Source organism: Paenibacillus ginsengarvi (genome assembly GCF_003626695.1).
Taxonomy (GTDB): domain Bacteria; phylum Bacillota; class Bacilli; order Paenibacillales; family NBRC-103111; genus Paenibacillus_AB; species Paenibacillus_AB ginsengarvi.
In genome coordinates this window covers 297252-318701 of sequence record NZ_RBAH01000005.1, presented here as the reverse complement: position 1 = coordinate 318701, position 21450 = coordinate 297252, and the positions used below count along the sequence as shown (strand labels likewise).

General features: G+C 57.2%; 20 protein-coding genes and 1 pseudogene. 1 reads left to right on the top strand and 20 read right to left on the bottom strand.

Annotation, left to right across the window (positions count from 1 at the left end):
- Positions 1-105: 105 nt before the first annotated feature.
- Positions 106-912 (bottom strand): peptidoglycan-binding protein, encoded by an 807-nt coding sequence (locus D7M11_RS09760; protein WP_120747010.1) that lies wholly within the window; start codon positions 910-912, stop codon positions 106-108.
- Positions 913-1143: 231 nt separating this feature from the next.
- Here D7M11_RS09760 and D7M11_RS09755 point away from each other — a divergent pair, with 231 nt between their 5' ends.
- Positions 1144-2121, top strand: coding sequence for a ketoacyl-ACP synthase III (locus D7M11_RS09755; RefSeq protein WP_120747009.1), 978 nt, complete (start codon positions 1144-1146; stop codon positions 2119-2121).
- A gap of 695 nt (positions 2122-2816) precedes the next feature.
- Here D7M11_RS09755 and D7M11_RS37305 read toward each other — a convergent pair.
- The 19 genes and pseudogenes from D7M11_RS37305 to D7M11_RS09670 form a co-directional block, all read right to left on the bottom strand.
- Positions 2817-3452 carry a hypothetical protein gene (locus D7M11_RS37305; RefSeq protein WP_240041034.1) on the bottom strand — a complete coding sequence of 212 codons (636 nt, stop codon included), beginning with the start codon at positions 3450-3452 and terminating at the stop codon, positions 2817-2819.
- A 3-nt stretch (positions 3453-3455) separates the two neighbouring features.
- Positions 3456-3623: a hypothetical protein gene (locus D7M11_RS37300; RefSeq protein WP_240041033.1), complete on the bottom strand. Its 168-nt coding sequence runs from the start codon at positions 3621-3623 to the stop codon at positions 3456-3458.
- Between the two features lie 12 nt (positions 3624-3635).
- Positions 3636-3893, bottom strand: a complete 258-nt coding sequence (locus D7M11_RS37295) for a hypothetical protein (RefSeq protein ID WP_240041032.1) — start codon at positions 3891-3893, stop codon at positions 3636-3638.
- Positions 3894-3954: 61 nt separating this feature from the next.
- Positions 3955-4401, bottom strand: a pseudogene (locus D7M11_RS37290) (NTTRR-F1 domain); the annotation flags it as partial.
- Between the two features lie 250 nt (positions 4402-4651).
- Complete coding sequence (locus D7M11_RS09740) at positions 4652-6562, bottom strand: glycosyltransferase (RefSeq protein ID WP_120747008.1); 1911 nt, start codon at positions 6560-6562, stop codon at positions 4652-4654.
- A complete protein-coding gene (locus D7M11_RS09735) occupies positions 6559-7662 on the bottom strand; it encodes a glycosyltransferase (RefSeq protein WP_120747007.1) in 1104 nt (367 codons plus the stop codon). The genes D7M11_RS09740 and D7M11_RS09735 overlap by 4 nt, the downstream gene beginning before the upstream one ends.
- Before the next feature lies 1 nt (position 7663).
- Positions 7664-8365 (bottom strand): hypothetical protein, encoded by a 702-nt coding sequence (locus D7M11_RS09730; RefSeq protein WP_120747006.1) that lies wholly within the window; start codon positions 8363-8365, stop codon positions 7664-7666.
- Positions 8366-8369: 4 nt separating this feature from the next.
- On the bottom strand, positions 8370-9074 hold the full coding sequence (locus tag D7M11_RS09725; protein ID WP_120747005.1) for a glycosyltransferase: 705 nt from the start codon (positions 9072-9074) through the stop codon (positions 8370-8372).
- 190 nt (positions 9075-9264) lie between these two features.
- A complete protein-coding gene (locus tag D7M11_RS09720; RefSeq protein WP_120747004.1) occupies positions 9265-9777 on the bottom strand; it encodes a CcdC protein domain-containing protein in 513 nt (170 codons plus the stop codon).
- Between the two features lie 179 nt (positions 9778-9956).
- Positions 9957-10511, bottom strand: a complete 555-nt coding sequence (locus D7M11_RS09715; RefSeq protein ID WP_120747003.1) for a hypothetical protein — start codon at positions 10509-10511, stop codon at positions 9957-9959.
- A gap of 59 nt (positions 10512-10570) precedes the next feature.
- Positions 10571-12058 carry a DEAD/DEAH box helicase gene (locus D7M11_RS09710; protein WP_120747002.1) on the bottom strand — a complete coding sequence of 496 codons (1488 nt, stop codon included), beginning with the start codon at positions 12056-12058 and terminating at the stop codon, positions 10571-10573.
- Between the two features lie 571 nt (positions 12059-12629).
- Positions 12630-13481, bottom strand: coding sequence for a sugar phosphate isomerase/epimerase family protein (locus tag D7M11_RS09705; protein WP_120747001.1), 852 nt, complete (start codon positions 13479-13481; stop codon positions 12630-12632).
- Positions 13481-14671, bottom strand: a complete 1191-nt coding sequence (locus D7M11_RS09700; protein ID WP_240041025.1) for an N-acetylglucosamine-6-phosphate deacetylase — start codon at positions 14669-14671, stop codon at positions 13481-13483. Before D7M11_RS09700 ends, D7M11_RS09705 begins: the two co-directional genes overlap by 1 nt.
- Before the next feature lie 4 nt (positions 14672-14675).
- Positions 14676-16748: a neutral/alkaline non-lysosomal ceramidase N-terminal domain-containing protein gene (locus tag D7M11_RS37910; RefSeq protein WP_120747000.1), complete on the bottom strand. Its 2073-nt coding sequence runs from the start codon at positions 16746-16748 to the stop codon at positions 14676-14678.
- Positions 16745-17776 (bottom strand): Gfo/Idh/MocA family protein, encoded by a 1032-nt coding sequence (locus D7M11_RS09690; RefSeq protein WP_120746999.1) that lies wholly within the window; start codon positions 17774-17776, stop codon positions 16745-16747. Before D7M11_RS09690 ends, D7M11_RS37910 begins: the two co-directional genes overlap by 4 nt.
- A complete protein-coding gene (locus D7M11_RS09685; protein ID WP_120746998.1) occupies positions 17773-18654 on the bottom strand; it encodes a sugar phosphate isomerase/epimerase family protein in 882 nt (293 codons plus the stop codon). The genes D7M11_RS09690 and D7M11_RS09685 overlap by 4 nt, the downstream gene beginning before the upstream one ends.
- A gap of 227 nt (positions 18655-18881) precedes the next feature.
- The gene (locus D7M11_RS09680; RefSeq protein ID WP_120746997.1) at positions 18882-19982 is read right to left on the bottom strand and encodes a GerAB/ArcD/ProY family transporter; all 1101 of its coding nucleotides are present in this window, start codon (positions 19980-19982) and stop codon (positions 18882-18884) included.
- A 15-nt stretch (positions 19983-19997) separates the two neighbouring features.
- Positions 19998-20231 carry a hypothetical protein gene (locus tag D7M11_RS09675; protein WP_120746996.1) on the bottom strand — a complete coding sequence of 78 codons (234 nt, stop codon included), beginning with the start codon at positions 20229-20231 and terminating at the stop codon, positions 19998-20000.
- Between the two features lie 14 nt (positions 20232-20245).
- Positions 20246-21436, bottom strand: a complete 1191-nt coding sequence (locus tag D7M11_RS09670; protein ID WP_120746995.1) for a Ger(x)C family spore germination protein — start codon at positions 21434-21436, stop codon at positions 20246-20248.
- Between the last annotated feature and the right edge of the window lie 14 nt (positions 21437-21450).

The window sequence follows — 21450 nt, the reverse complement described above, 5'->3', positions numbered from 1 at the left end:
TGTCCTTAGGATATCGAAAAAAAGAAAAAGGCCGAACACTCATTAGAATGCTCGTCCATCTCTGTTGGTATGCGTATGGCCCGATGCGAATCGCTGGGCCGTTTATTAGCGCGCTATAAACTGCTGGGTAACTATTTTGCCGCACTTGCCTCCCTCAACAATGCCTACACCAATATGCGTAAAGGAGCGGGCCATAATGTTGTCCCGGTGTCCTGGGGATTTCATAAGCGTTTCGTGCGCCGCCTGTACAGACTCGTTGCAGGCTATATTTTCCGCAGCGGTGGAGTACGTTATGCCGAAATGGTCCATCATGTCGAAGGGTGAGCCGTACGTAGGCGAATCGTGGGAAAAATAGTTATGCTCGGCCATATCCTCGCTTTTCAGACGCGCCACCTCCGACAGCTTCGCATCGGCTGCCAGCGGGAGCAAGCCGGCCGCTTGGCGGGCTTTGTTTACAAGCTCGATCAGCATCTGCTCGTCGGGACTGATGCCCTCGGTTTGTTCAGGGGTCGGAGCAGGTGCCGGTTCTTGTTCCGGCGACGGTTTCGGTTCCGGCTGCAGAGGAGTCGGTTCAAGCCGATCCGGCGCGGGAACCGGCCTTCTTTTTGGAATTTTAACGCTTGCATACGCCCATAGGATCGATTCCAGCGTTTTATCGTCCACGGCCCCGGTAACGGTCATCCCGTATTTTTGCTGAAACCGTTTAACCGCCGCTTCCGTTTCCGAGCCGTAATAGCCGGTGATCGTCCCGGTAAAATAGCCAAGCGACTTCAGCATCCCTTGAACGGCATAAACGTCCGGTCCTTTAGCTCCTTTGCCGAATGCATCGGCCTCGGCGGCAAATCCGAGCAATAGAACGAGCAGGGCCATTGTAATTAGAAAAAGCTGTTTATAGCGATGACGCATTGCCATCCGTACATTCCTCCCAAGTTGCGACATGTTCTTAGGTCTACATGTAATGTAATATGCCTTTGCAAACATAAGCCTATTCGCCACCGTATCGCGAAAAAAAGGGACGCCGATAGAGGTCATAATGGTGATTGACAAGAGAGCTAAGCAGCAGTAAAGTGAAGTTAAAGAAAATTAGTATCAGGTACTAATACTTAATAATACAACCTACCTACAAAAGGAGGAGAATCCGTTATGATCGAAGCTGCGATTACGGCAATTGGCGGGTATGTCCCTGAGCGGGTGCTGTCCAACGACGACTTGGCGACCATGGTGGAAACGAACGATACCTGGATTGTCGAGCGAACGGGAATCCGCGAAAGGAGAATTGCAGGACCGGACGAATATACGAGCGATCTTTGCGCGGCGGCGGTGGACAATATGCTGTCCCGTTATCCGGTAACGGTCCAGGACGCCGATCTTATTCTCGTCGCTACGCATACGCCGGATTATCCGTTTCCGTCGGTCTCTTGCCAGATTCAGGCCAAATTCGGGATTGAAGCGGCCGGCGCCGTCGATCTGAATGCAACTTGTGCCGGCTTCGTCTACGCGCTGCAAATGGCTAACGGCCTGATTCGGGCCGGCTTGCACCGAAAAGTTCTTGTCATCGGGGCGGATTTAATGTCCCGCATTACCGATTATACGGACCGCAGCACCTGTATTTTGTTCGGGGATGGCGCGGGAGCCGTATTGGTGGAAGGTCGCGAGGCGGAGCCGGCGTTTCTGGCCGCGCATTCCGGCTCTGACGGAACCGGGGGAAGGCATGTATATCGCACCGGCTTTCGCGGCGATATGTTCGGCGAGCCGCTGCGCGATTCCAAGCTGCTCGTGCAGAACGGTCCTGCCGTATATAAATGGGCCGTGCAAACCGTGCCGCAAGGAATGGAAGCCTTGCTTCAAAAGGCAGGGCTTGGGATGGAGGCGATCGACTGGTTCGTCCCGCACAGCGCCAACTTGCGCATGATCGAATCGATATGCGAAAAAAGCCGTTTTCCATTTGAAAAGACGCTGTACAGCATGGTCCGTTACGGCAACACATCTGCCGCGTCGATCCCGCTAGCATTGTCGGATGCTGCAGCGAACGGACGGCTGAAGCCGGGACAACATGTTCTGATGTACGGTTTTGGCGGGGGACTCACCCATGCCGGTGTTGTCATCCGCTGGGGGATTTGATGTTGTTTCTGCTACTGGCAAAAAAAGCAGTCCAGCGGCTGTTGCCGTCTGGACTGCATGAGTCGGAAATTATTAATTATGCAGCTTCTCAAACTCGATGTAGCTGTTCTCCAAGGATACCGCAACACTTGCCAGCCCAGACAAAATAAGCTGAACTTGTACCGGGGCGGTTACAACTTCGAATAGAATTTCTGCCGTAAGGGGTAGCCCAACCACTGCAAGCGCACCGAAAACAGAGAAAGTCGGAGATATCGTAGTACCCGCTATATTCGGGACAATAGCCCCGCTCGGTGTAAATTGCACGCTGACTGTCGCCCCGATTAAGCTGATGGCGCCGTAGACCGAAAACGCTACGCGATAATAACCCGTTTCGCTAATTGTAAACGTAGTTGCTGAACTTTGCGTTATGGCAGTCCCGAATTGTTGACCTGTCGCGATCGTATTAAATGAAACGGGCGTACCGCCAGGAGCAACGTTGATCGAAGATTGCGCCGTTGCATAAATACCGCTTTCAACCGAGCCAGTTGCTCCCGTGGCTCCTGGATCTCCTGTTGCACCCGTTGCTCCTGTATCCCCGGTTGCCCCTGTCGCTCCCGTTGCTCCTGGATCTCCTGTTGCACCCGTCGCTCCCGTTGCTCCTGGATCTCCTGTCGCACCGGTTGCTCCCGTTGCTCCTGGATCTCCTGTCGCACCGGTTACTCCCGTTGCCCCTGGATCTCCTGTTGCACCGGTTGCTCCCGTTGCTCCTGGATCTCCTGTCGCACCGGTTGCTCCCGTTGCTCCCGTTGCTCCTGGATCTCCTGTTGCTCCTGTCGCTCCCGTTGCCCCTGGATCTCCGGTTGCACCTGTCGCTCCCGCTGCTCCTGGATCTCCTGTCGCACCGGTTGCTCCTGTTGCTCCTGGATCTCCTGTTGCACCCGTCGCTCCCGTTGCTCCTGGATCTCCTGTTGCACCGGTTGCTCCCGTTGCTCCTGGATCTCCTGTCGCACCGGTTGTTCCTGTTGCTCCTGGATCTCCTGTTGCACCCGTTGCTCCCGTTGCTCCTGGATCTCCTGTCGCACCGGTTGTTCCTGTTGCTCCTGGATCTCCTGTTGCACCCGTTGCTCCCGTTGCTCCTGGATCCCCGGTTGCACCGGTCGCTCCTGTTGCTCCTGGATCTCCTGTTGCACCCGTTGCTCCCGTTGCTCCTGGATCTCCTGTCGCACCGGTTGCTCCCGTTGCTCCTGGATCTCCTGTTGCTCCCGTTGCTCCTGGATCCCCGGTTGCTCCTGTCGCTCCCGCTGCTCCTGGATCTCCTGTTGCTCCCGTTGCTCCCGTTGCTCCTGTCGCACCGGTTACTCCCGTTGCCCCTGGATCTCCTGTCGCCCCAGTTGCTCCCGTTGCTCCTGGATCTCCTGTCGCCCCAGTTGCTCCCGTTGCTCCTGGATCTCCTGTCGCCCCAGTTGCTCCCGTTGCTCCTGGATCTCCTGTTGCCCCAGTTGCTCCCGTTGCTCCTGGATCACCTGTCGCCCCGGTTACTCCCGTTGCCCCTTGATCTCCGGTTGCTCCGGTTGCTCCTGGATCTCCGGTTGCTCCCGTTGCTCCTGTTGCTCCTGGATCTCCTGTTGCTCCTGGATCTCCGGTTGCACCTGTCGCTCCCGTTGCTCCTGGATCTCCTGTTGCCCCTGTCGCTCCCGCTGCTCCTGGATCTCCTGTCGCACCGGTTGCTCCTGTTGCTCCTGGATCTCCGGTTGCACCCGTCGCTCCCGTTGCTCCTGGATCTCCTGTCGCACCGGTTGTTCCTGTCGTTCCGGTCAATCCGATGCCCTCGTACGGTATGAGGGTCAGTTGAACATTATCGATCAACACATCCGCCGTACCCGGCTCCGAGATTTTATTAAAGACGAGCAACCCCTGTGTAGCGCCGGCAGGTACGGTTACAACCGGATATACGGTCAACCAGTCGCCTTCAAGTCCGTTTGGCAAACGGCCGCCGAATAACTCTTCTACGGAGCTAAACCCGATAAAATTAAAAGCATCGTCGTAATAGCTAATCGTAACGAGCACAAGCGGGCTCGTTCCGGCACCGGACGTCGCCAGAGATGCCATTAATTGGAGCATCTCCCCTTCATCCACGGGCACAAGCTGGGAGAGAACCGCATCCACTTCTCCCCCTTGCAGGAATGCCGCATAAAAGCCGGAGTGGCTGGCGATTGTCGTAATGCCCGAATTGAGCGTCTGCCACGGGCTGATCGAGCCTGTTTCAAAATCGCCATTCACAATAAGATTGTTGTAATACATGGTTCCTGTCTCACCTTCAATCTATAAGATGTTACTTTCACTCCGTTTTCATAGAATTGGAACGAAAGCATGTACCATCATATGCAGAAAGTTCGCCGGAGATCGGGCTACTATCAAACGGTTGCAAAATATGTGGAAGCCCACGACAGAATCGCGCATTCAGATAGAGTACGTCATTTGCTAGAGTAGCTTGCAAATCGCGCGAAAACGCCGGCAAACGGCGGCCGTTAACCGGTCTTTCCACGCTTTGTCACTTGCCGGAGCTCATCAGCCGCTCAAAATAACTTCGATTGTGCAGTATGCTGGGGTGTGTAGGGTTCATCGACAACGCAATGTCGTTATGATGCTTCGCCTTCTCGCGCCGACCCAAACGGTCAAAACAGACGCAAAGCTGCAAATGCGGCAGCCAAGTCCATGCCACATGATCCACAGAGCCCATCATACCGTCCCGAAGCTCCAGCATGGTAGCCAGTTCATACCAATACACCGCCTGCTCCAGCTCTCCCCGTTCCAAAAACAGCGCACCTAACCGACAGCAGCATTCGGCCCGGGGCAGATCGTATTCGAACGAGCCGAGCAGCGCAGCAAGCTGTTTTTCCCGCTCGTACAGATGACCGTAGCAGTCGGCGAGCTTGAGCGAAGCTGCAATATGATCTTCAACCCAGCCGAGGGAAGAGGCGAGGAACGTCTCGTACTGCTCGGCGGCTTCTTCATAATAGGCGTGGTCGCGCAGCTCGTTGGCGTAATAGTACATATCCCGAGCGGAGAATGCTTCTCCTTTTTGCTTCCGCTTGCGGTATATTTGCAGGTTGCGGTCCGTGTATGTTTTATTTTTGTTATGCGTAATGGCGATGTCGCTGTGGAACAGGTTGCCGCTGACCTCCAAATACTCGTGTACGGCACCGATCCATCTGAACCGCCTCTCGCGCTTCACAAGCCTGTTGCGCCGCAAGCTTTGGGTTACGTTGCCATCCTGATCGAACGCCAGATGGTAATGCATCGATACGCTGTCGACGGCCGGGTCCAGCGTAATCTTCAGTTCCGCAAGAAGCAGGATATCCCGCTCTTTGATCGTATCGTCGGCGTCCAGCCACAGCACATACTGTTTCGTCGCTTTGGAGAAAGCGTAGTTCCGGGCTGCTGCGAAGTCGTCGATCCATTCGAAATCGAATACACGATCCGTGTACGCATAGGCGATCTCTTTTGTGCGGTCCGTCGAACCCGTGTCCACGATGACGATCTCATCGGCAATGTCTCGCACGGCGCTCAAGCATCCCGGCAGCGCTTCTTCCTCGTTCCTCACGATCAAACATACGCTGATCGTAATACCCGTCGGCTCCCGATCCTTCGCTCCGGAGATGCGCCTGTACGCAGCTACGCCGGCAAGATCCGACTCCCGGTATATATGATAAGCCGGATAATGCGTATCCACATACAAACCGAACCCAAGCGCCCGGGCCCGTATGCAAAAATGCCGGTCCTCTCCCCAGAACGACAAGTTGTCGATTTCGGCAAAACGGACTCCGGCCCGGATCGCCTTGCGGCTAATAAGGGTGCAGGCGCCAAGACCTCCGACCTCGTAAACGCCCGGCACGCGCAGCCGATTGAAAAACGCCGTCAAACGCGCCGACTTCTCCTCCTCGGACAAGCTTTCATTCCGGCGCTTCGTTACCATCGAATACTCGTCCTGCATCCATACTTGCGGCATTTCCATCGTATTCGGCTGCCATTTCGTCCAAAAAATCGACGAAACGATATCTTTGTCCGCTTCAATCAATTGCTCTAGCGTGCGGGAATGAACAACCAGATCAGAATCGATCAAGAACACGTAATCATAACCGTTCTTTAGCGCGTACCGCAGCATCTCGTCTTTCATGCCGGCCACTTTCCAGACCAGCTCTTCCTTCCAATGATGCGTATACTCATCCTTCGTATAGGCTGCCGACGTTGCGCGATCCGTCTTCGCTACAACCGCTGCGGGATGTCTCGCTTGAAACTGACGCAGCAGCTCGCTGGCAGCCGAGTCGTCGTTGTCGTCCATAAACAAATAGCCCACTTTCGCAGTATTCTGCTCCAGCTCCGCAAGCGATTCGAGAAACGGCCTCAGAATGTTCGGGCGCTGGTGTATGGGACTCGCCACAAGCACTCGTTTTTTTCTCACGTCGATTCCCCCTTGCCCATGACAATATCCCGTTTCGCCAGTCCGTCGAAATAAGCGCGGTTGCGCAGAACGCTCGGATGATCCGGCACGTACGAGGAGGCAATCTCGTTATGCTCCTGTGCTGCAGACAGTTGTCCGAGCCGGTCGTAGCATACGCAGAGCTGAAGATGCGGTAGCCACGTCCACGCCTCGTGCTCGACAGCGCTTGTAATGCCGTCCGGGCTGCCGAGCCGGGTAGCCGCCTTATACCAGAAAACCGCCTGCTCCAGCCGGCCCTTCTCCATGAAGTAGGCGCCCATTCGGCAGCACGATTCCGCACGCATCCTGCCATAGCCGAATGACCGGAGCAGCGACCTCCCCTGCATGCGGCGATCGTTCAGACGGACATAGCAATCGGCCAGCTTAAGGCAGGCGGCGTAGTTATCCTCGCTCCAGCCCAACTTCGTGGCCAGGAAGCGCTCGTAATAGTCCACCGCCTCCGCATAATAGCCGTTGTCCTTCCATTCATTCGCGAAATAGTACAGATCCCGCGGATTAAACGATTCGCCGCGCTCCGCCCGTTTGCGGTAAATGCGCAAGTTCCGGTCGGTATGTTTTCTTTCCTTTTTATGCGTTACGGCAATGTCGCTGTATACCGTTTTGCCGCTGACCTCGAGCAGTTCATGGACCGGTCCCACCCAGCGAAAACCGCGTTCGCGCCTCACCAGCCTGTTGCGCCGCAGGCTGCTTGTCACCTCGCCCTTAGCGTTAAAGCCGAGATGGTAATGCATCATAACGCTGTCGGTGTCCGGGTCAAGCGTCTCCTTCAGCCGTTTCAGCTTCTCCCGGTCGGTCTCCTCGAGCACATCGTCCGCATCAAGCCACATAATAAACAACTCGTTCGCTTTGGAAAAGGCGAAATTGCGGGCTGCGGCAAAATCGTCGATCCATTCGAAATCGTAGATACGGTCGGTGTAAGCGGCGGCAATATTCTTCGTCTCGTCCGTCGAGCCCGTATCGACGATGACGATTTCGTCGGCGATTCCGCGAACCGAATCGAGGCAGCGGGCGAGCACCTCCGCTTCATTTTTCACAATCATGCACAAGCTGATCGTAATCAACTTAGGGCTCCCTCCCCTGTACCATTCCTTGGAGCTTCACGAGCGCCCAGCGCTTGTCGCCTGCAATGTCCCGGTACAACTCGCGATAACGAAACAGGCGGCCCAGATCGGCCAGAAACGGATAATGGTCGAAATCGTCAACGAGCACGAGCGCATCCGGCTTCAGCAAAGCGCCAAACAACGGGTAAGCGAGCGATCTTCCGTTTCCGTGCGGACCGTCCGCAATCAGAACATCCACACTGTGTCTGGCGAGCGGAAGGTCTACCTGGTCGTAGAACGTATTGCGGATCGTGTAATGGTAATACTGCTCCCGCGGAACAGAGGTGCCGAGCTCCGGCCAAATGTCCGGCGCCGAGACGCCGCCGGCGAAGACACTTTCCCATTCGTCGTCCGTAATCTGCTTGAGACCGGCCTGGTGCACGTGCACGACTCCGCTTTCCCCCGTTCGATTCGCCAGATCGTCAGCGGCAGCGGGATCATGCAGCAGCACCCGGACGTTTACGGATAACAGACCGAGCTCCTGCATCGCCTGCCACATGAAAGTCGAGCGGCCGCCGCCGAGCTCCAGCACGGAAAGCGGGGCGTCACCGGGCTCAATATGCCGGCACAGATGGACGAGAGCGCCGTTATCCAGCGGCGGTCCGTAATTCCACGAAATCTGGTCCGCACCGCCCAGCCCTTTTTCGATATCTCGAACTAGCATCGTTCTATTCCTCCCATGGAACAAGATGCGGCCGCTCATCCATGATCGAGTCATACTGCTCCTTCCAGCCGTACCGGGACCCGGGATCGAGCTGCATATACCGTTCGTACTTCGCCTTCCGATCCTCCGGACGCGCCCAGCCGTAATGCTTCAGCCGCGCCGGATGGCAGAGGTAAGGGAAATGGCCGATCGTTACCGGGAACCGGCCGCAATGCTGCGGCGTCTCCAGCCATTCGTAGCGGATATCCGGCTTATACCGGATCATGAACGGCCGGAACATATGATGCGCCCGCCAGTAAAAATCGTCGCGATAATGGGTTTCGCTCCACATATCGTACAGGCGGAAATAGACCGCGTCCTCTTTCCCGCTCACAATATCATCCACCTGAGCGGCAAATCCGGCTTCGAAAATTTCGTCGCCGTCCAGATTGATGATCCAGTCCGGTCCGGTAGCGACAGTGACCTCCCATTGCTGCTTGCGCAAGACGACTTCGTTAGCGAAGCGGGATTCGGAATTGCGAATAATCGTCAGCGGAATGCCATCCAGGGCCGCTTCGCATATCGCCGCCGTATCGTCCGTGCTGCCGTCGTCGATGATGACCGCCTCGTCGATCCACGGCTTATGCGTTTCGAGAGCGCGCTGCAAGTAGCGCCCGCTTTCATTTTTAACAATCATCGAAAGCGTCAGCTTGCCGTTTCGGTGACCCATCCGAAAGCCAGCTCCTTTCTGGAGATATCGTTCGTTCCCCCACTTGTATCTATATGCCGCTTGCAGAGCGGATGGCCGCTCCTATCGCCCGGCCGGATGACCCGATTTTGCCGTTAATGGCCGAATTCACTTATCACGACAAAAAAAAGAACCCGGGCTTCTAGGCCTCGGGCTCTCGGTTCGCAGCCGGTCAGGATGGGCTGCCAAGCTGACTCGCTCTGCGCATGACAAACAAATAATAAGCGAAGTAATAAGCGATGATGATGAACAATACGGCTCCGGTGACCGGGTCCTTGGCAATCGCGGCCGGGTCAGGCGCTGCGTTCGACATAGCGGCCGGCGATAGGCCCATCTCGATAAAGCGATACGCGATCCGGCCGAGGAACAACGCCAGAACGGTCGATTCGATCCAGATATGGGTCCGGTAATACAACCCGTCGCCCCTCGTCTCGGTCACGAAGTGCCGGGCCGCGTACCGGGCCAGCACGAGTCCGCCGAATATCCCTGCCGCATAGCCGACCAGCATGATCGGGTGGGTGGCGGCCAGCGCCAGCAGCAGCAGCGCGATGATGGAGAAAAAGATTAGCCGCACTCTCATCCGGCGCACGGACAGCTTTTGGAAGCCGATGCTTCTTCGCGTACGGCGATAGATGACTAGCGCGATTATGGCAAAAGGAATTGCATATTGACTGATGACATTCACTTACGGTCGGCCTCCATCTCTCTGGCAAAGTCGGATTCCAGTGTACCAGAAGGTGCCTTCATCCGTCATCGTTCTGGAGACCGATCGTGCAAAAGGCCCGCCTGCCGCTAAGGCGAAGCGGATGCCCTTGCGAAAGCGCGGTCGCAGCCGATCTGTCGTCCGCTCGCAGGGCCGCCAGGTCATGGAAGCAATCCGTTCAGCTTGAAGGCGACGACAATGTCCCGCTCTTCGAAGCGAATCTCCTGAATGCCGACAAGAGACGGCAGCGCCTCGGCCAGATTAATCTCGAGGGGCTCGATCGGCAGCCACGACGCCGGAACACTCAGGCTGCGAATGCGAGCCTCGGCCGGATTCACGATCAGCTTGGGCGGCTTCCATTCCACCGTAAAATCGGCAGACAGGCCAGCCGCGATCAAACCGGCCGCCTTCAGATTGACGTACGCGGTGATCCGGTTGCCCCGCTGCTCGAAGCGCGCTCCTTCAACGACGACATCCGGACTTAGCTGAGCGCGTTCGGCAAGCTGCTTCTTGAGCAGGTCGTTCAGCTCCTTCTCGCTGATATGCAGCTCCGGCTTGCGCGCTTTGATCATTTCGATCCCTTTCTGGGCCAGTGAAATACTCCCGTAGCTCAGGTCAAGCGGCTCTACTGGTCTTGCATACCACAACAGCGCTGCGGCGGCGAGCACGACGGCAACCAGAACTACGGCCGCAATCTTTACTATTTTTCGGATCAACCTGTCCCTCTCCCGTAAACCGCATGACCAAAAAACAAAATCGTCGCTTTGCGGCTGCTTTAGCTCTTCGGATCCCGCTCCTGCTTTTCTTTCAGCCAGCGCGGAGCGCCCTTGTTTTTGCGATCGCGTTCCCGCTCGCCGGCCTTTTCCCGGCTCGGGCCGCCGGAGCGTGTCTTTTCCTTCTCGTTGCGGAGGCTGGCGGCTCCCATCGTCCGAAATCCTCCGGACCTGGAGCGAAGCGATGAAACATCCGGCTGACGGCTTTGCGCGGAACTGTCGCTTGGCTCCTCGCCACGGGCCGCCTTGCCCGCTGCGGATGACAATCCGGCTGACGCCTCTTCGCTCTTGCGAGGCGCCGCCGGACGACTGCCTGCAAGCTTGCCGACACTGCGGACGGCTGGGCCGCGAGCTTCGTGCGGCTCGACGACTTGGCCTTTGTACATCGCCTTGCGGTGGATCACGATACCAAGCTGCTTCTCGAACTTGCGTATAATGAACATCTCCTGCTCGGTGGCGATTGACACGGATAGGCCGCTTCGTCCCATACGTCCCGTCCGTCCGGCGCGATGCACGTAATGGTCGGCGTCCAGCGCAGGCTGCAGATGGAATACGTGAGTCAGTCCCTCGATGTCGAGCCCTCTGGCGGCCACATCCGTGGCGACAAGCGTACGCAGCTTGCCGGTGCGGAACCGATTCAGCAGTGTCGTCCGCTCCTGCTTTGGCGCATCGCCGTACAGCGCATCCGCCGATAATCCCGCATATTGAAGCTTGGCGGCTACCTCCGCGATCACATCCAGTTCGTTCACGAACACAAGCGCCGACCGCGGGTCGTACAACCGAACGAGGCGGCGCAGCGTATCCAGCTTGTCCCGTTCCTGGCACACGAATACGAGATGTTCGATCCCGCCCGCCGTCCGGACGCCGGGATCGATCTCGATCTCGCGCGGCTCGCGCATCCATCTGCCGGCAAGGCGCCGCACGTCGGTCGTCAGCGTGGCCGAGAAAAACAGCAGCTGCCGGTCACGCATCGCGCTTTCGATAATGTTCTCCGCTTCCTTCGCCGCGCCAAGCGCAAACATCTGGTCCGCCTCGTCGATCACGATCGTCCGCACCCGATGCAGCTTCACCTTGCGCATCCGCAGCAGCTCGGCGATCCGTCCCGGCGTTCCGGCGATCATATGCGGATGCAGCTTCAGCCGCTCGACTTGGCGGCTAAGCGCCGCGCCGCCGATCAGCGCTTGACCGCGAATGCCCGCCGGTCCGCCGTATTTCTCGATTTCCGCGGCGATTTGCACGCCAAGCTCGCGCGTCGGCACAAGCACGATCGCCTGCAGCTCCTTAAGCGTTGGATCGATCTGCTGCAGGATCGGCAGCAAATACGCCAGCGTTTTGCCTGTGCCCGTCTGCGATTGGGCCAGCAGGTCGCCGCCGGCCAGCGCGGCGGGAATGGCTTCCGCTTGTACCGGCGAAGGCTCGGTTATGCCGTGCTTCTCGAGCACCTCGGCCAGCCCCGGTCCGATCCCGAGCGTTTCAAATGTATGATTCATGGAATTCCCTCATTTCGGATTCGTTCGTTTGGTAGTTCGTTCCACGCTCCCCATTCGGGAAGCGACCGCTGCAAGTTTACTTCTTGATGAGTCGCGCAGGAGTTTCCATCCCCATCCCCCATACGGGAAGCGACGACTCCAGTATACGGATGTTTTCATGTCTTTTCAATGTTTCAATCCACGCAGCGACGCTCTGCAGCCACCAAATACGGGCAGCCACTCGCTGCTTGCTAAAAATAAGAGCCTCTTGAGCCCCTTAAACTCCTAACCTTCAACGGCTCCCAACGGATAGCAGCCTTTCCGGGCTCTTATTTGAGCCGGGAATGGTTTAATGAGGCTGCTTCCCCCGTATAAGAGTCCCATTGGACCTCTATTTTTCCAAATACACACTTTTCACGAAAAATAAGAGGTTCCAAGGGCCGCTATCTGCAAAGAGTTACATTGGCGGGCAACCTTCCGCTTCGTACGCCGAAGCTTTTCAACCATTACAACAAAAAAACGGGAGCCCGCACCGGCTATCCACCGCTTAAACAAGCGGTTGGATAGCCGGCGGTGCTCCCGCCACGGGCTTTTAAGCCCGGCCAAGCATTTGCTTCACTTTGGCAAGGTCGTGCTCCAAGCGCTCATACGCCGGGAAAGGCGCATGACATTCGAGCGTAACCCAGCCGGAGTAGCCCGTTTCGTTCAGCGCGTCGAACAGCGGCTGATGATCGGCTTCCCCTTCGCCGAGACGGCATTGGATGAAGCTCTCGCTTCCGTGCTTCGTCCGGTTGACGAATGTGCCCGGTCCCCCCGCCTCAGGAATGCGCTTCTCGTCCTTCACGTGAACGTGGAACATCCGCTTGCCAAGCCCAATTACCGAATCGCGGCCGTAGTCGGTATCGGTAATGTACATATTGCCCGCGTCGTGAATAAGACCTACGTTGTCCTCGCCGACCATGTCCAGCAAGCGTAGGCCGGATTCGACCGTTTCGACGAGCGAAATATTATGAATTTCAAGCACGATGCTTTTGCCGCTTTTCGCCGCTTCGACCGCGCATTTGCGGAGCCAGTGGGCCGCTTTGGCGTAGTGGTAGTCCTGCGCCAGGAAAGCGTTCGGACCGCCCGCCCCAACGCGGATCATACCGGAACCAAGCGAGCCGGAAATGTCCAGAATGCGCTGGAAATCGCTAAACGCCTGCTCGCACTCCTTATCGCTGCCCGTCGAGAAACCGCCCATATACCCGGCCAGCACCGGAATTTCAAGGCCGAGGTCGTCCGCCACCGAGCGCAGCTCCTTGATGCGGGGGGCGCTTGTCGTCGCCGACAAATGCGGTTCCCGCACGGCAATCTCGATGCCGTCAAAGCCGAGCTTTTTCGTAAGCTGGAGCGCCTCTTGAATGCTATGTTCGATCAGAACGCCGCTGAATGCCGCGAATTTCATTATCGTGTCTCCTCCAGTTCGTATACGAGCTCCCCGTCCTTATACGTTTCCAGCACCCGCACCCGGTCGCCGGCCTGCTCGAACAGCACAAGATCGGCAGGGGCTCCGTCCGCAATCCCTTGCGCCGCCGTCAGCTTCATGAAAGCCGCCGGGCGAATCGAGGACATGTCCCAAGCCTCGCTCAAAGAGGCGAGGCCGCAACGTACGACATGCTCGATGCCCCACACCAGCATTTGCGCCGAGCCGGCCAAAATTTTCGGGTTGCTCGCCAGCGAGAGCCGGCCTTCCTCGGTCAGTACGACCTTTCCGCCGACGTGGGTCGTATACTCTCCGGACGGCATGCCGCACAAATAAACGGCGTCGCTGACCATAAGCGCCTGAGCGCCTTTCGTCTTGAAGATGACCTTCAGGACCGACTCCGGCAGATGGAAACCGTCGGCGATGACGCACGACCACAGATCGTCCTGTGCGAGCTGCTCCCAGATGTAGTTCGGATGTCGCGGCATCGTCAGATGCGCGCCGTTGCCGAGATGCGTGGACATGCGCGCACCGGCGCGCACAGCCTCGCGAATCTGCTCCGGCGTCGCCGACGTATGGCCGATCGAGACGGTGACGCCGCTCGCGCTGCATTTTGCGATAAATTCCGCGCTATTCGGCCATTCCGGCGACAGCGTCAAGATGCGGATACGTCCGCCGGCGGCGCGCTGCCACTTCTCGAACATCTCCCAATCGGGAGCTCGCACATAATCGAGGCTGTGCGCCCCTCTCGCCCCATCCTCCGGCGAGATAAACGGGCCTTCGACGTGAATGCCCGCAACCGAACGATTCGTCCGGGCATCGTGGTCGCACGCGCTGGCGATAATGCCGACTGCCTCTTCGATGGCCTCGGGCGAGTTCGTAATGACCGTCGGGTAGTACGACGTGACGCCTTCGCCCCACAGCCCCTGACTCGCTCTTACGACCATATCGGTATCGAACGGCAGTGTATTGAAATCGTCGCCCGCGTAACCGTTGATTTGCAGATCGACGAGGCCCGGAGCAATCCAGGGAAGCTCCTCGGCGTGGGTATAATCGAGCGCTTCCACGCCGGCTATGACTCCGTCGCGAATGAGCACGCGCACCGGCTTGCCGGTGGCATAATGCTTTCCTTCCAGCATCGAAAATCCGCTTGCGTTTCCGCTACCGTTCATCTTCTCACGCTCCATACGAATCGCGGTCTACGTACAACGTACAGTTCGGATGACGGCGAAGCACCGTGGACGGGCATTCCGTCGAGATGCTGCCGTTCAAGGTGCGGTTCACCGCGGCCCGCTTCGTCGGACCGGGAACCATACAGTACAAGTAAGAGCCCGACAGCAGCGTTGGGATCGTCAGCGTCAGCGCATGAGTCGGCACATCGCCGAATGCCGGGAAACAGCCGTCGTTCACCTGCTGCTGGCGGCATTCGTCGTCGAGCTCGACCGGCTTGATCGTCTCGGGATCGGCAAAATCGGCTACCGGCGGATCGTTAAACGCGATATGGCCGTTCTCGCCGATGCCGAGGCAGACGATATCGATCGGCGCTTCGCGCAGCAAAGCTCCATACCTTGCGCATTCCGCTTCGATCGAGCTGGAGCTGTCGATCAAGTTCACCGTGCCCGGCTTTACGACATCGAACAGCCGCTCGCTCAGGAATCGGCTGAACTTTTGCGGAGCGTCGCTCGGCAGCCCGATATATTCGTCCATATGGAAAGCTGTAATCCGCGACCAGTCGATATCGCCATCGGCGACAAGCGTCTCCAGAAATTCATTTTGCGACGGAGCGGCGGCGAAAATCATCCGGATGCGGTCCTTCGTCCCCAGCAGCTCCTTGATTTTGGCCGCTGCCGCACGGCCTGCGGCCGCTCCCAAATCGCCGCGGTTTGCGTATACGTTCACTTTCAGCTGATCTACCGATTCCGCCTTGACAGGCTGTGGTTGCAAGGGCATTTTATCATCGTCTCCGATCAATTCGTCGATTGCTTTCTTGATGACCTTCTCGATAACAGGCGAGAACGCCGCCGGCAAAGCAAAATAGATGCCGGATTCCCGGCCCTCGTAGCCGCCTTCCGTGATTTGCGCCGCCGTCGGGACGTAGCCGATCATGCCGTTGCTGTATCCCATGGCGAGCGTCCGGTCTCCGGTCGCCCGTTTGATGTAGTCGCCGTATTCGAGCACGACTTCCCCGTCCATAGCCAGGAACGACAAGCCGTCCGCCAAAACCAGATACGTAAGGTCGAACGGAATGTCCGGCTGCAGCTTCTCCGGGTGGCTTCGCAGCTTCGCGGCCCATTGTCCCTTCGTCCCGCCTTCGGCTAAAGCCGCCTCGAGCTGGTCCACCGTCGGCAGTTCCTCAAACGGAAGCCGGACAACGACACGCTTCCCTGGCGCCAGCGACGGCGAAAGCGCCGCCATCTCTCCGCCGAGCACGCGCTCGACCTCGTCCGCCAGCGCGCGTCCGAGCCGCGCCACGTCCTCCTCGCTGCCGGCGTAAAACCTGTCGTCGCGGTGCAGCGACGGACGGATGTTGCCCGTGCAGCCCTGCAAAAACGATACGACGGCGCCGCAGCCGATCGTAGCTTCGAGCCGTTCCGCGGCGACGCCGGGATATTCCGATGTCACATAGTTCGAGTTCGTCGTCGTCGGATGGCAACTATAATGAATGAATACCGCCTTCGTAGCGCCGCTTTCCTTGCGGAAACGGATTACGTTCACGTCCGGGTCGAGCAGTCCTTCCGGATTCGGCGCCATCGTCATTTTGCCTTTTACGATTTTGCGCCGGTTGATGCCGATGCGGCATTCGCCCTTCCCGCGCTCCGCCGTTACCGGCTCCAGTCCTGCGATCGCCTGCTCGACGCCGCTGAACAGCGCTTCGTCCAAGGCTTGCAAATAATCGCTATCCGGTATGCCGAGAATTTCCAGAAACGACTCGCTCGTCGAGGGTCCGCCGTGTGTATGCTGGGCGCTGAGTATCAGATCCGAAGGCCCGATGCCGAAACGTTCCGCAAGAGTCGCCCGAATATGCTCCATCCGCTCGCTGCCCCACCAGATGATGTCGCCTTGAGCGATCAGCAGACGGCGCTTCGCTCCGCCCACTTCCTGCTCAAGCACGTTCACTCTAACGAACAGCCGGCGATTGACGCCTTCGAACGGGCCGCTCCGGCTGCCGAACCCCGCAAGCGGGATCGGCTTAACCGGCATAATGTCGATTTTGGCGGTTCCGAGCAGCAGTTTGGAGTCCGCGCTCATTCGGACACCTCTTCCAGCTTGATCGGCTCTCCCTTCGCCGACGACTCATAGATCGCTTCGACGAGCTGAACGGCGCGCAGGCCGTCGATGCCTTTGAGATACAGCTCCTTGCCGCTCTCGATCGCATCGATGACGTTGTCCATCTGAACGCGGTGATTCACATGCGAAATGCTGCGCGGATCGGAGACGCCTCCGTAGTTCGTATTGCCGCCCAAATCCGGCGGCTCCATGCCCGGAACGGTCCAATGCGAAATCGCGGAACCCTCGAGCTTGATCGAGCCTTTCTCGCCGTACAGGTTCATCGCCGCCGCAAAGCCCGGCTGGATGCTCGTCGACGCCATAATCGTGCCGAACGCGCCGTTCTTGAATGTAAGCAGCGCAAGCCCCATATCTTCCGCTTCCATCTGGTGCGTCTGCGTAGCCGTTTTGCCGTATACGGTATCGACGATGCCGCCGAACCAGAGCAGCAGGTCGATCGAATGGATGCCCTGGTTCATGAGCGCTCCGCCATCCTGCTCGATCGTACCGCGCCATTCAGCGCTGTCGTAGTACGACTGGGCGCGATAGAACGGTAGCGATACTTCCACGAGCAGTAGCTTGCCGAGCGCGCCGCTGTCCAGAGCGTTACGCACCGCGACGTGCTGAGCTTCGAACCGCCGCTGCGAGATGACCGACATCGTCACGCCGTTTTGCTTCGCCGCCCGGATCAGCTCCAGCGATTGCTTCGTATTCATGGCGACCGGCTTCTCGACGATCAGATGTTTGCCCGCATTCAGCACGTCCAGGCCGATCGAGGCGTGGCTGCCGCTCGAGGTTGTGATGCAGACGATGTCGATATCCGGGCTTGCGAGCATTTCCTTATAATCGGTAAAATAGCCGCAATCTTCTTTCTGGGCGAACGCTTTCGCCCGCTCCTCCGTCCGGTTGGCGACGGCGACAAGCTTGCCCCGCTCCAGTTCCTTAATGGCGGCGGCGTGAAAATCCGCGATCGAGCCCGTGCCGATAATGCCGAATCCCCATGTTTTCATTTGGTTCCCTCCGTGGAAGGAAAAGCTTCCCGCACAAGCACGCGTAACGCATCCAGTGTCATGCGCGAACCTGCTTCCTTCGTGCCGCCTTCCGGCTTATAGTGCGTTTCAATCGTAAACAGGCCTTTGTATCCGTCTTCTTGCAGCGCCTTCAGTTGAGCGATGAACGGAACGTTGCCCGAGCCGACCGGCACGCAGCGCGAGGAACCGTCCGGTAGGACATAGGCGTCTTTAATGTGAACGTGTGCAAGAACGTCTTTAATGAACCCGTACCCTTCCGGAAATGCCGGACGGCCGCCATATGCTTCATTGCCCGGGTCCCACAGCGCTTTCATTGCCGGCGAATTGACGGCGCGAACGATATGGCCCACTTCTTCGGCGAAGCCGCCGTTGCAGGACGGTTCATTTTCCTGAAGCAGCATGACGCCTTCCTGCTCGGCTACGGCCGCCGCCTGCTTCAAATGACCGACGATCTCGTCGAAATGACGCTCCGGCTCCACTTCCCGCCAGAACGAGAAAATACGGATATTGCCTGCGCCCAGCATCTTGGCGATGGCGATTACGCGCTTCAGCTTCTCGTGATGCGCTTCTACGCTTTCTTCCGCCTGGCCGAATACGTCCCCGGATGCAACCTTGCGAGTCGGGTCCAGCGCGCATTTGTACAGCGGCGATGCAATGGCCGTGACGGACAATCCTCTTGCATCGATCTTGGCGCGAACCGCGGCCACCTGCTCATCGCTCATATTCGAGACGTTTACGCCGTCAACGACGCGAACTTCGATATGACCAAGCCCCTGCTCCACGATCCAATCCAGCGATTTCTCGAAATCATCCGGATACACTTCATCCGTAAGAATGCCTAACCGATTCAATACCAAGACGGTTTCTCCCCTTTCGACTCATCGAGCCGCAATTTACCCAAGTATAACTATACCAAGCTTGGACGGAAAAATGTTGATCTTTCTTTCGATCGGAGTTATCTTTTTTTTCGTTTCCCCCTCACTTAACCTGTATTATAGTTGTATCACGATTTACGGCATATTGGAAAGCTTCGATTGTGGCACGTTTATCGCGCAAAAAGAACCGGGGCAGATGAGCCCCGGCTCTAAGAGCGGCGAGCTTTCCGAATCACTGAGAGGCCAAGCAGCAATAACGGATACACAACCCCGACGAGCAGCATGAATGGAACCCAGAATGTAAGTTCCGAAGTCTGCTCGTATACGCTGCTCGGAGACTCGATGAGGGACAGCGCGACCAGAATCATGCCGAGGGGCAGGACGAGGGGGCGGTACTCTTTCATATTGAATATTTGCGCCAAGGCCGTTACAGTCGCATAAAAATATAAAACAAGCTTGAAGTATAAAGAGATGAACCAAATAAACGCCATGACCGCCTCGAGCCGTTCGAGAAAACGGCCGACGCTTATTTTTTTGGCCAAAGCATAGCTCGGATACATGTTTCTTTCCGTCAAGTCGGAGCCCAGCACCAGAATGCTAAGGGCCACAATAAGGATCATGACAACCGCACCGAACATATATCCGACAAAAAATGCCTTCCGCGCCTCCTGAGGCCTATCAATCTGCGACGGGAAAATCAAAAGCATGGTAGCCGTCGGCAGAGCGGTAAGGCTCAAGTAATAAGTAACGGCCGGCCACATCGGCCGAAATCCCAATTCCAGCACGGGCTGCACATTGTCGATTTTGGCCTGCGGAGCCACCAGCAGAACGAATACGATAAACAGAAGCAGGAAGCTGGGAAACAGCAGCTCGGCCGAACGTCCGAGCACCTCAAGCCCCAGACGGGCGCCCATGACGACAATGAGCGCAAACGCAATATGAAAAGCCTGGATCGGGGTATCCGGCATCATCTGCGAGGTCATGAAATTGCCGACGTAATATAAGACGGGAGCCGGCCCTCCTATGAACAGGAGCATAATGAACAGCAGGGAGAACGCCTTGCCCGCCCATTTCCCGAGCAGCTTCTCGTTAAGCTGCACCAGCGAATGGGAGGGATGGCGTTTTCCTATCGACGTATACAGCCAGACCAGCAGCAATCCCAGTACCGCTCCCATCATCGTCGCGAGCCAGCCGTCCCGGCCCGCGTACGAAGCCTGATTCGACGGAACCGTCAATATCGCCGTCCCCATCGTAAATAACGACATGAATATTGTGAATTGACGAGGGGATACTTTTTCTTCCCTGTTCATCCTTTTGCCCCCGCCTTACTTGAATAGTCGTAGAACAATATCGCTCAGCGGCTTGAACAAGGTGGTCGCCCCCTCCAAGGGGTTCGGAATATGGATGTGCAGCGCATTCGATATACATAAGCCCATCCCGAGCACGAGCAGCACGATAAATACGAACAGCTCTTTCTTCATCTTTTTTTTCCAAAGCGAGGGCATGTCGATTATCATGATGCCGACGCTTGCCCCGAGTATTCCCAATACCGCAAGCATACGGATCGCTCCTCTCATTTATTTGGAACCGTATTGCCGATCGTTCCGGTACGCCTGATCTGCACATCCACTTCCAGCTCGACCTGTACGTCCGGAAAATGCCGATCCCAGTCGTCCTTGACCTGATTCCAATAGGCCGTCTCCATCCGGTGAAATACCTCGCCAAAACCGAAAATGTCCGATTTGAGCGACTTCGCTTTTTTTATCGATGCTTCGCTATACGATTGGATTGCAGCTTCGACTTTCTTCTCCAATTCCGTAATCGTTTTGATTTTGGTCAGATCGATCGAACATTCTACATCGGAAACGTCAGCCTCGGCCCGGCTTTTGACAGTAATCGCCGGCTTGCCGCCTGTTATCCGGCCGCTCACTCTCGTATCGGACCGGATGATATTCACCGCAAGCTTACCGCCCTTCGGACAGGTGACCCCGATGACGGTTCGCTTCAATTTGTCGGTCAGGTCGGTATACCCTCTGCTCTCCGTCTCGTTCAGCCAGCCGACCAGCCTGTCTCCCTTGAATACGGCGAGTTCGCCGATTTGCACGATCGCAATCGGCTGGACCCTTTCGATATCTTCCTTCGTTCCGCCTTTTACCCGGTCCCCTTCCAGATGGAAGCTGGTGAGCACCGAATTTTTCCCTTGCTTGGCCAGACTGCTCAGAAGATCATCGAGCTGCACGGTCACCACAGGCGACCATTCCTTGTCCGCAACCTCGAGCGTATCGAAAATTTTGCTCGCCGGTATTTTTTCCAGGTGGGACATGCCGCCCAGCAGCCGTTTCGCCGGCATTCCCCTAGCGATCGCGATGTAAAAGTCCGTACGGAACTCGTGATCTCTCGATATGAAATCGAGCGCTTCCCGGATGCCTCCCTTGGCGAGCTCCTCAGATATCAAAAAAATCCGGATATGCGAAAAATAAGTTCTCCGCGGCGTCGCTCCGGTCAATCGGCGAACCGCTTCCGCTACGGTACCGCCTTTAGCGCTATAAAGCGTCACCGGAGCCCTTCCGCTCGCCCCTCCCTTTTTGGAGGACACTTCGCTGGGGTCGACAATTTGTACGGAGATCTCGTATTCGTCTCCCGTTTTATCCATACTCAGGCCAACCGCTATTCCCAAATCGTTCAATTCCCGGCGGCTCCAGCAGCCGGTCAAAAACAGAGCCAACAGCAGAAGGCAAAGATGAAGTGACGCCATCCGTCTCATGACCGGCCTCCTGT

Coding starts and splice junctions, on each gene's coding strand:
- D7M11_RS09760 (WP_120747010.1), bottom strand. CDS start 912: ATGGCAATGCGTCATCGCTATAAACAGCTTTTTCTAATTACAATGGCC.
- D7M11_RS09755 (WP_120747009.1), top strand. CDS start 1,144: ATGATCGAAGCTGCGATTACGGCAATTGGCGGGTATGTCCCTGAGCGG.
- D7M11_RS09730 (WP_120747006.1), bottom strand. CDS start 8,365: ATGCTAGTTCGAGATATCGAAAAAGGGCTGGGCGGTGCGGACCAGATT.
- D7M11_RS09725 (WP_120747005.1), bottom strand. CDS start 9,074: ATGGGTCACCGAAACGGCAAGCTGACGCTTTCGATGATTGTTAAAAAT.
- D7M11_RS09710 (WP_120747002.1), bottom strand. CDS start 12,058: ATGAATCATACATTTGAAACGCTCGGGATCGGACCGGGGCTGGCCGAG.
- D7M11_RS09705 (WP_120747001.1), bottom strand. CDS start 13,481: ATGAAATTCGCGGCATTCAGCGGCGTTCTGATCGAACATAGCATTCAA.
- D7M11_RS09700 (WP_240041025.1), bottom strand. CDS start 14,671: ATGAACGGTAGCGGAAACGCAAGCGGATTTTCGATGCTGGAAGGAAAG.
- D7M11_RS37910 (WP_120747000.1), bottom strand. CDS start 16,748: ATGAGCGCGGACTCCAAACTGCTGCTCGGAACCGCCAAAATCGACATT.
- D7M11_RS09690 (WP_120746999.1), bottom strand. CDS start 17,776: ATGAAAACATGGGGATTCGGCATTATCGGCACGGGCTCGATCGCGGAT.
- D7M11_RS09680 (WP_120746997.1), bottom strand. CDS start 19,982: ATGAACAGGGAAGAAAAAGTATCCCCTCGTCAATTCACAATATTCATG.
- D7M11_RS09675 (WP_120746996.1), bottom strand. CDS start 20,231: ATGCTTGCGGTATTGGGAATACTCGGGGCAAGCGTCGGCATCATGATA.
- D7M11_RS09670 (WP_120746995.1), bottom strand. CDS start 21,436: ATGAGACGGATGGCGTCACTTCATCTTTGCCTTCTGCTGTTGGCTCTG.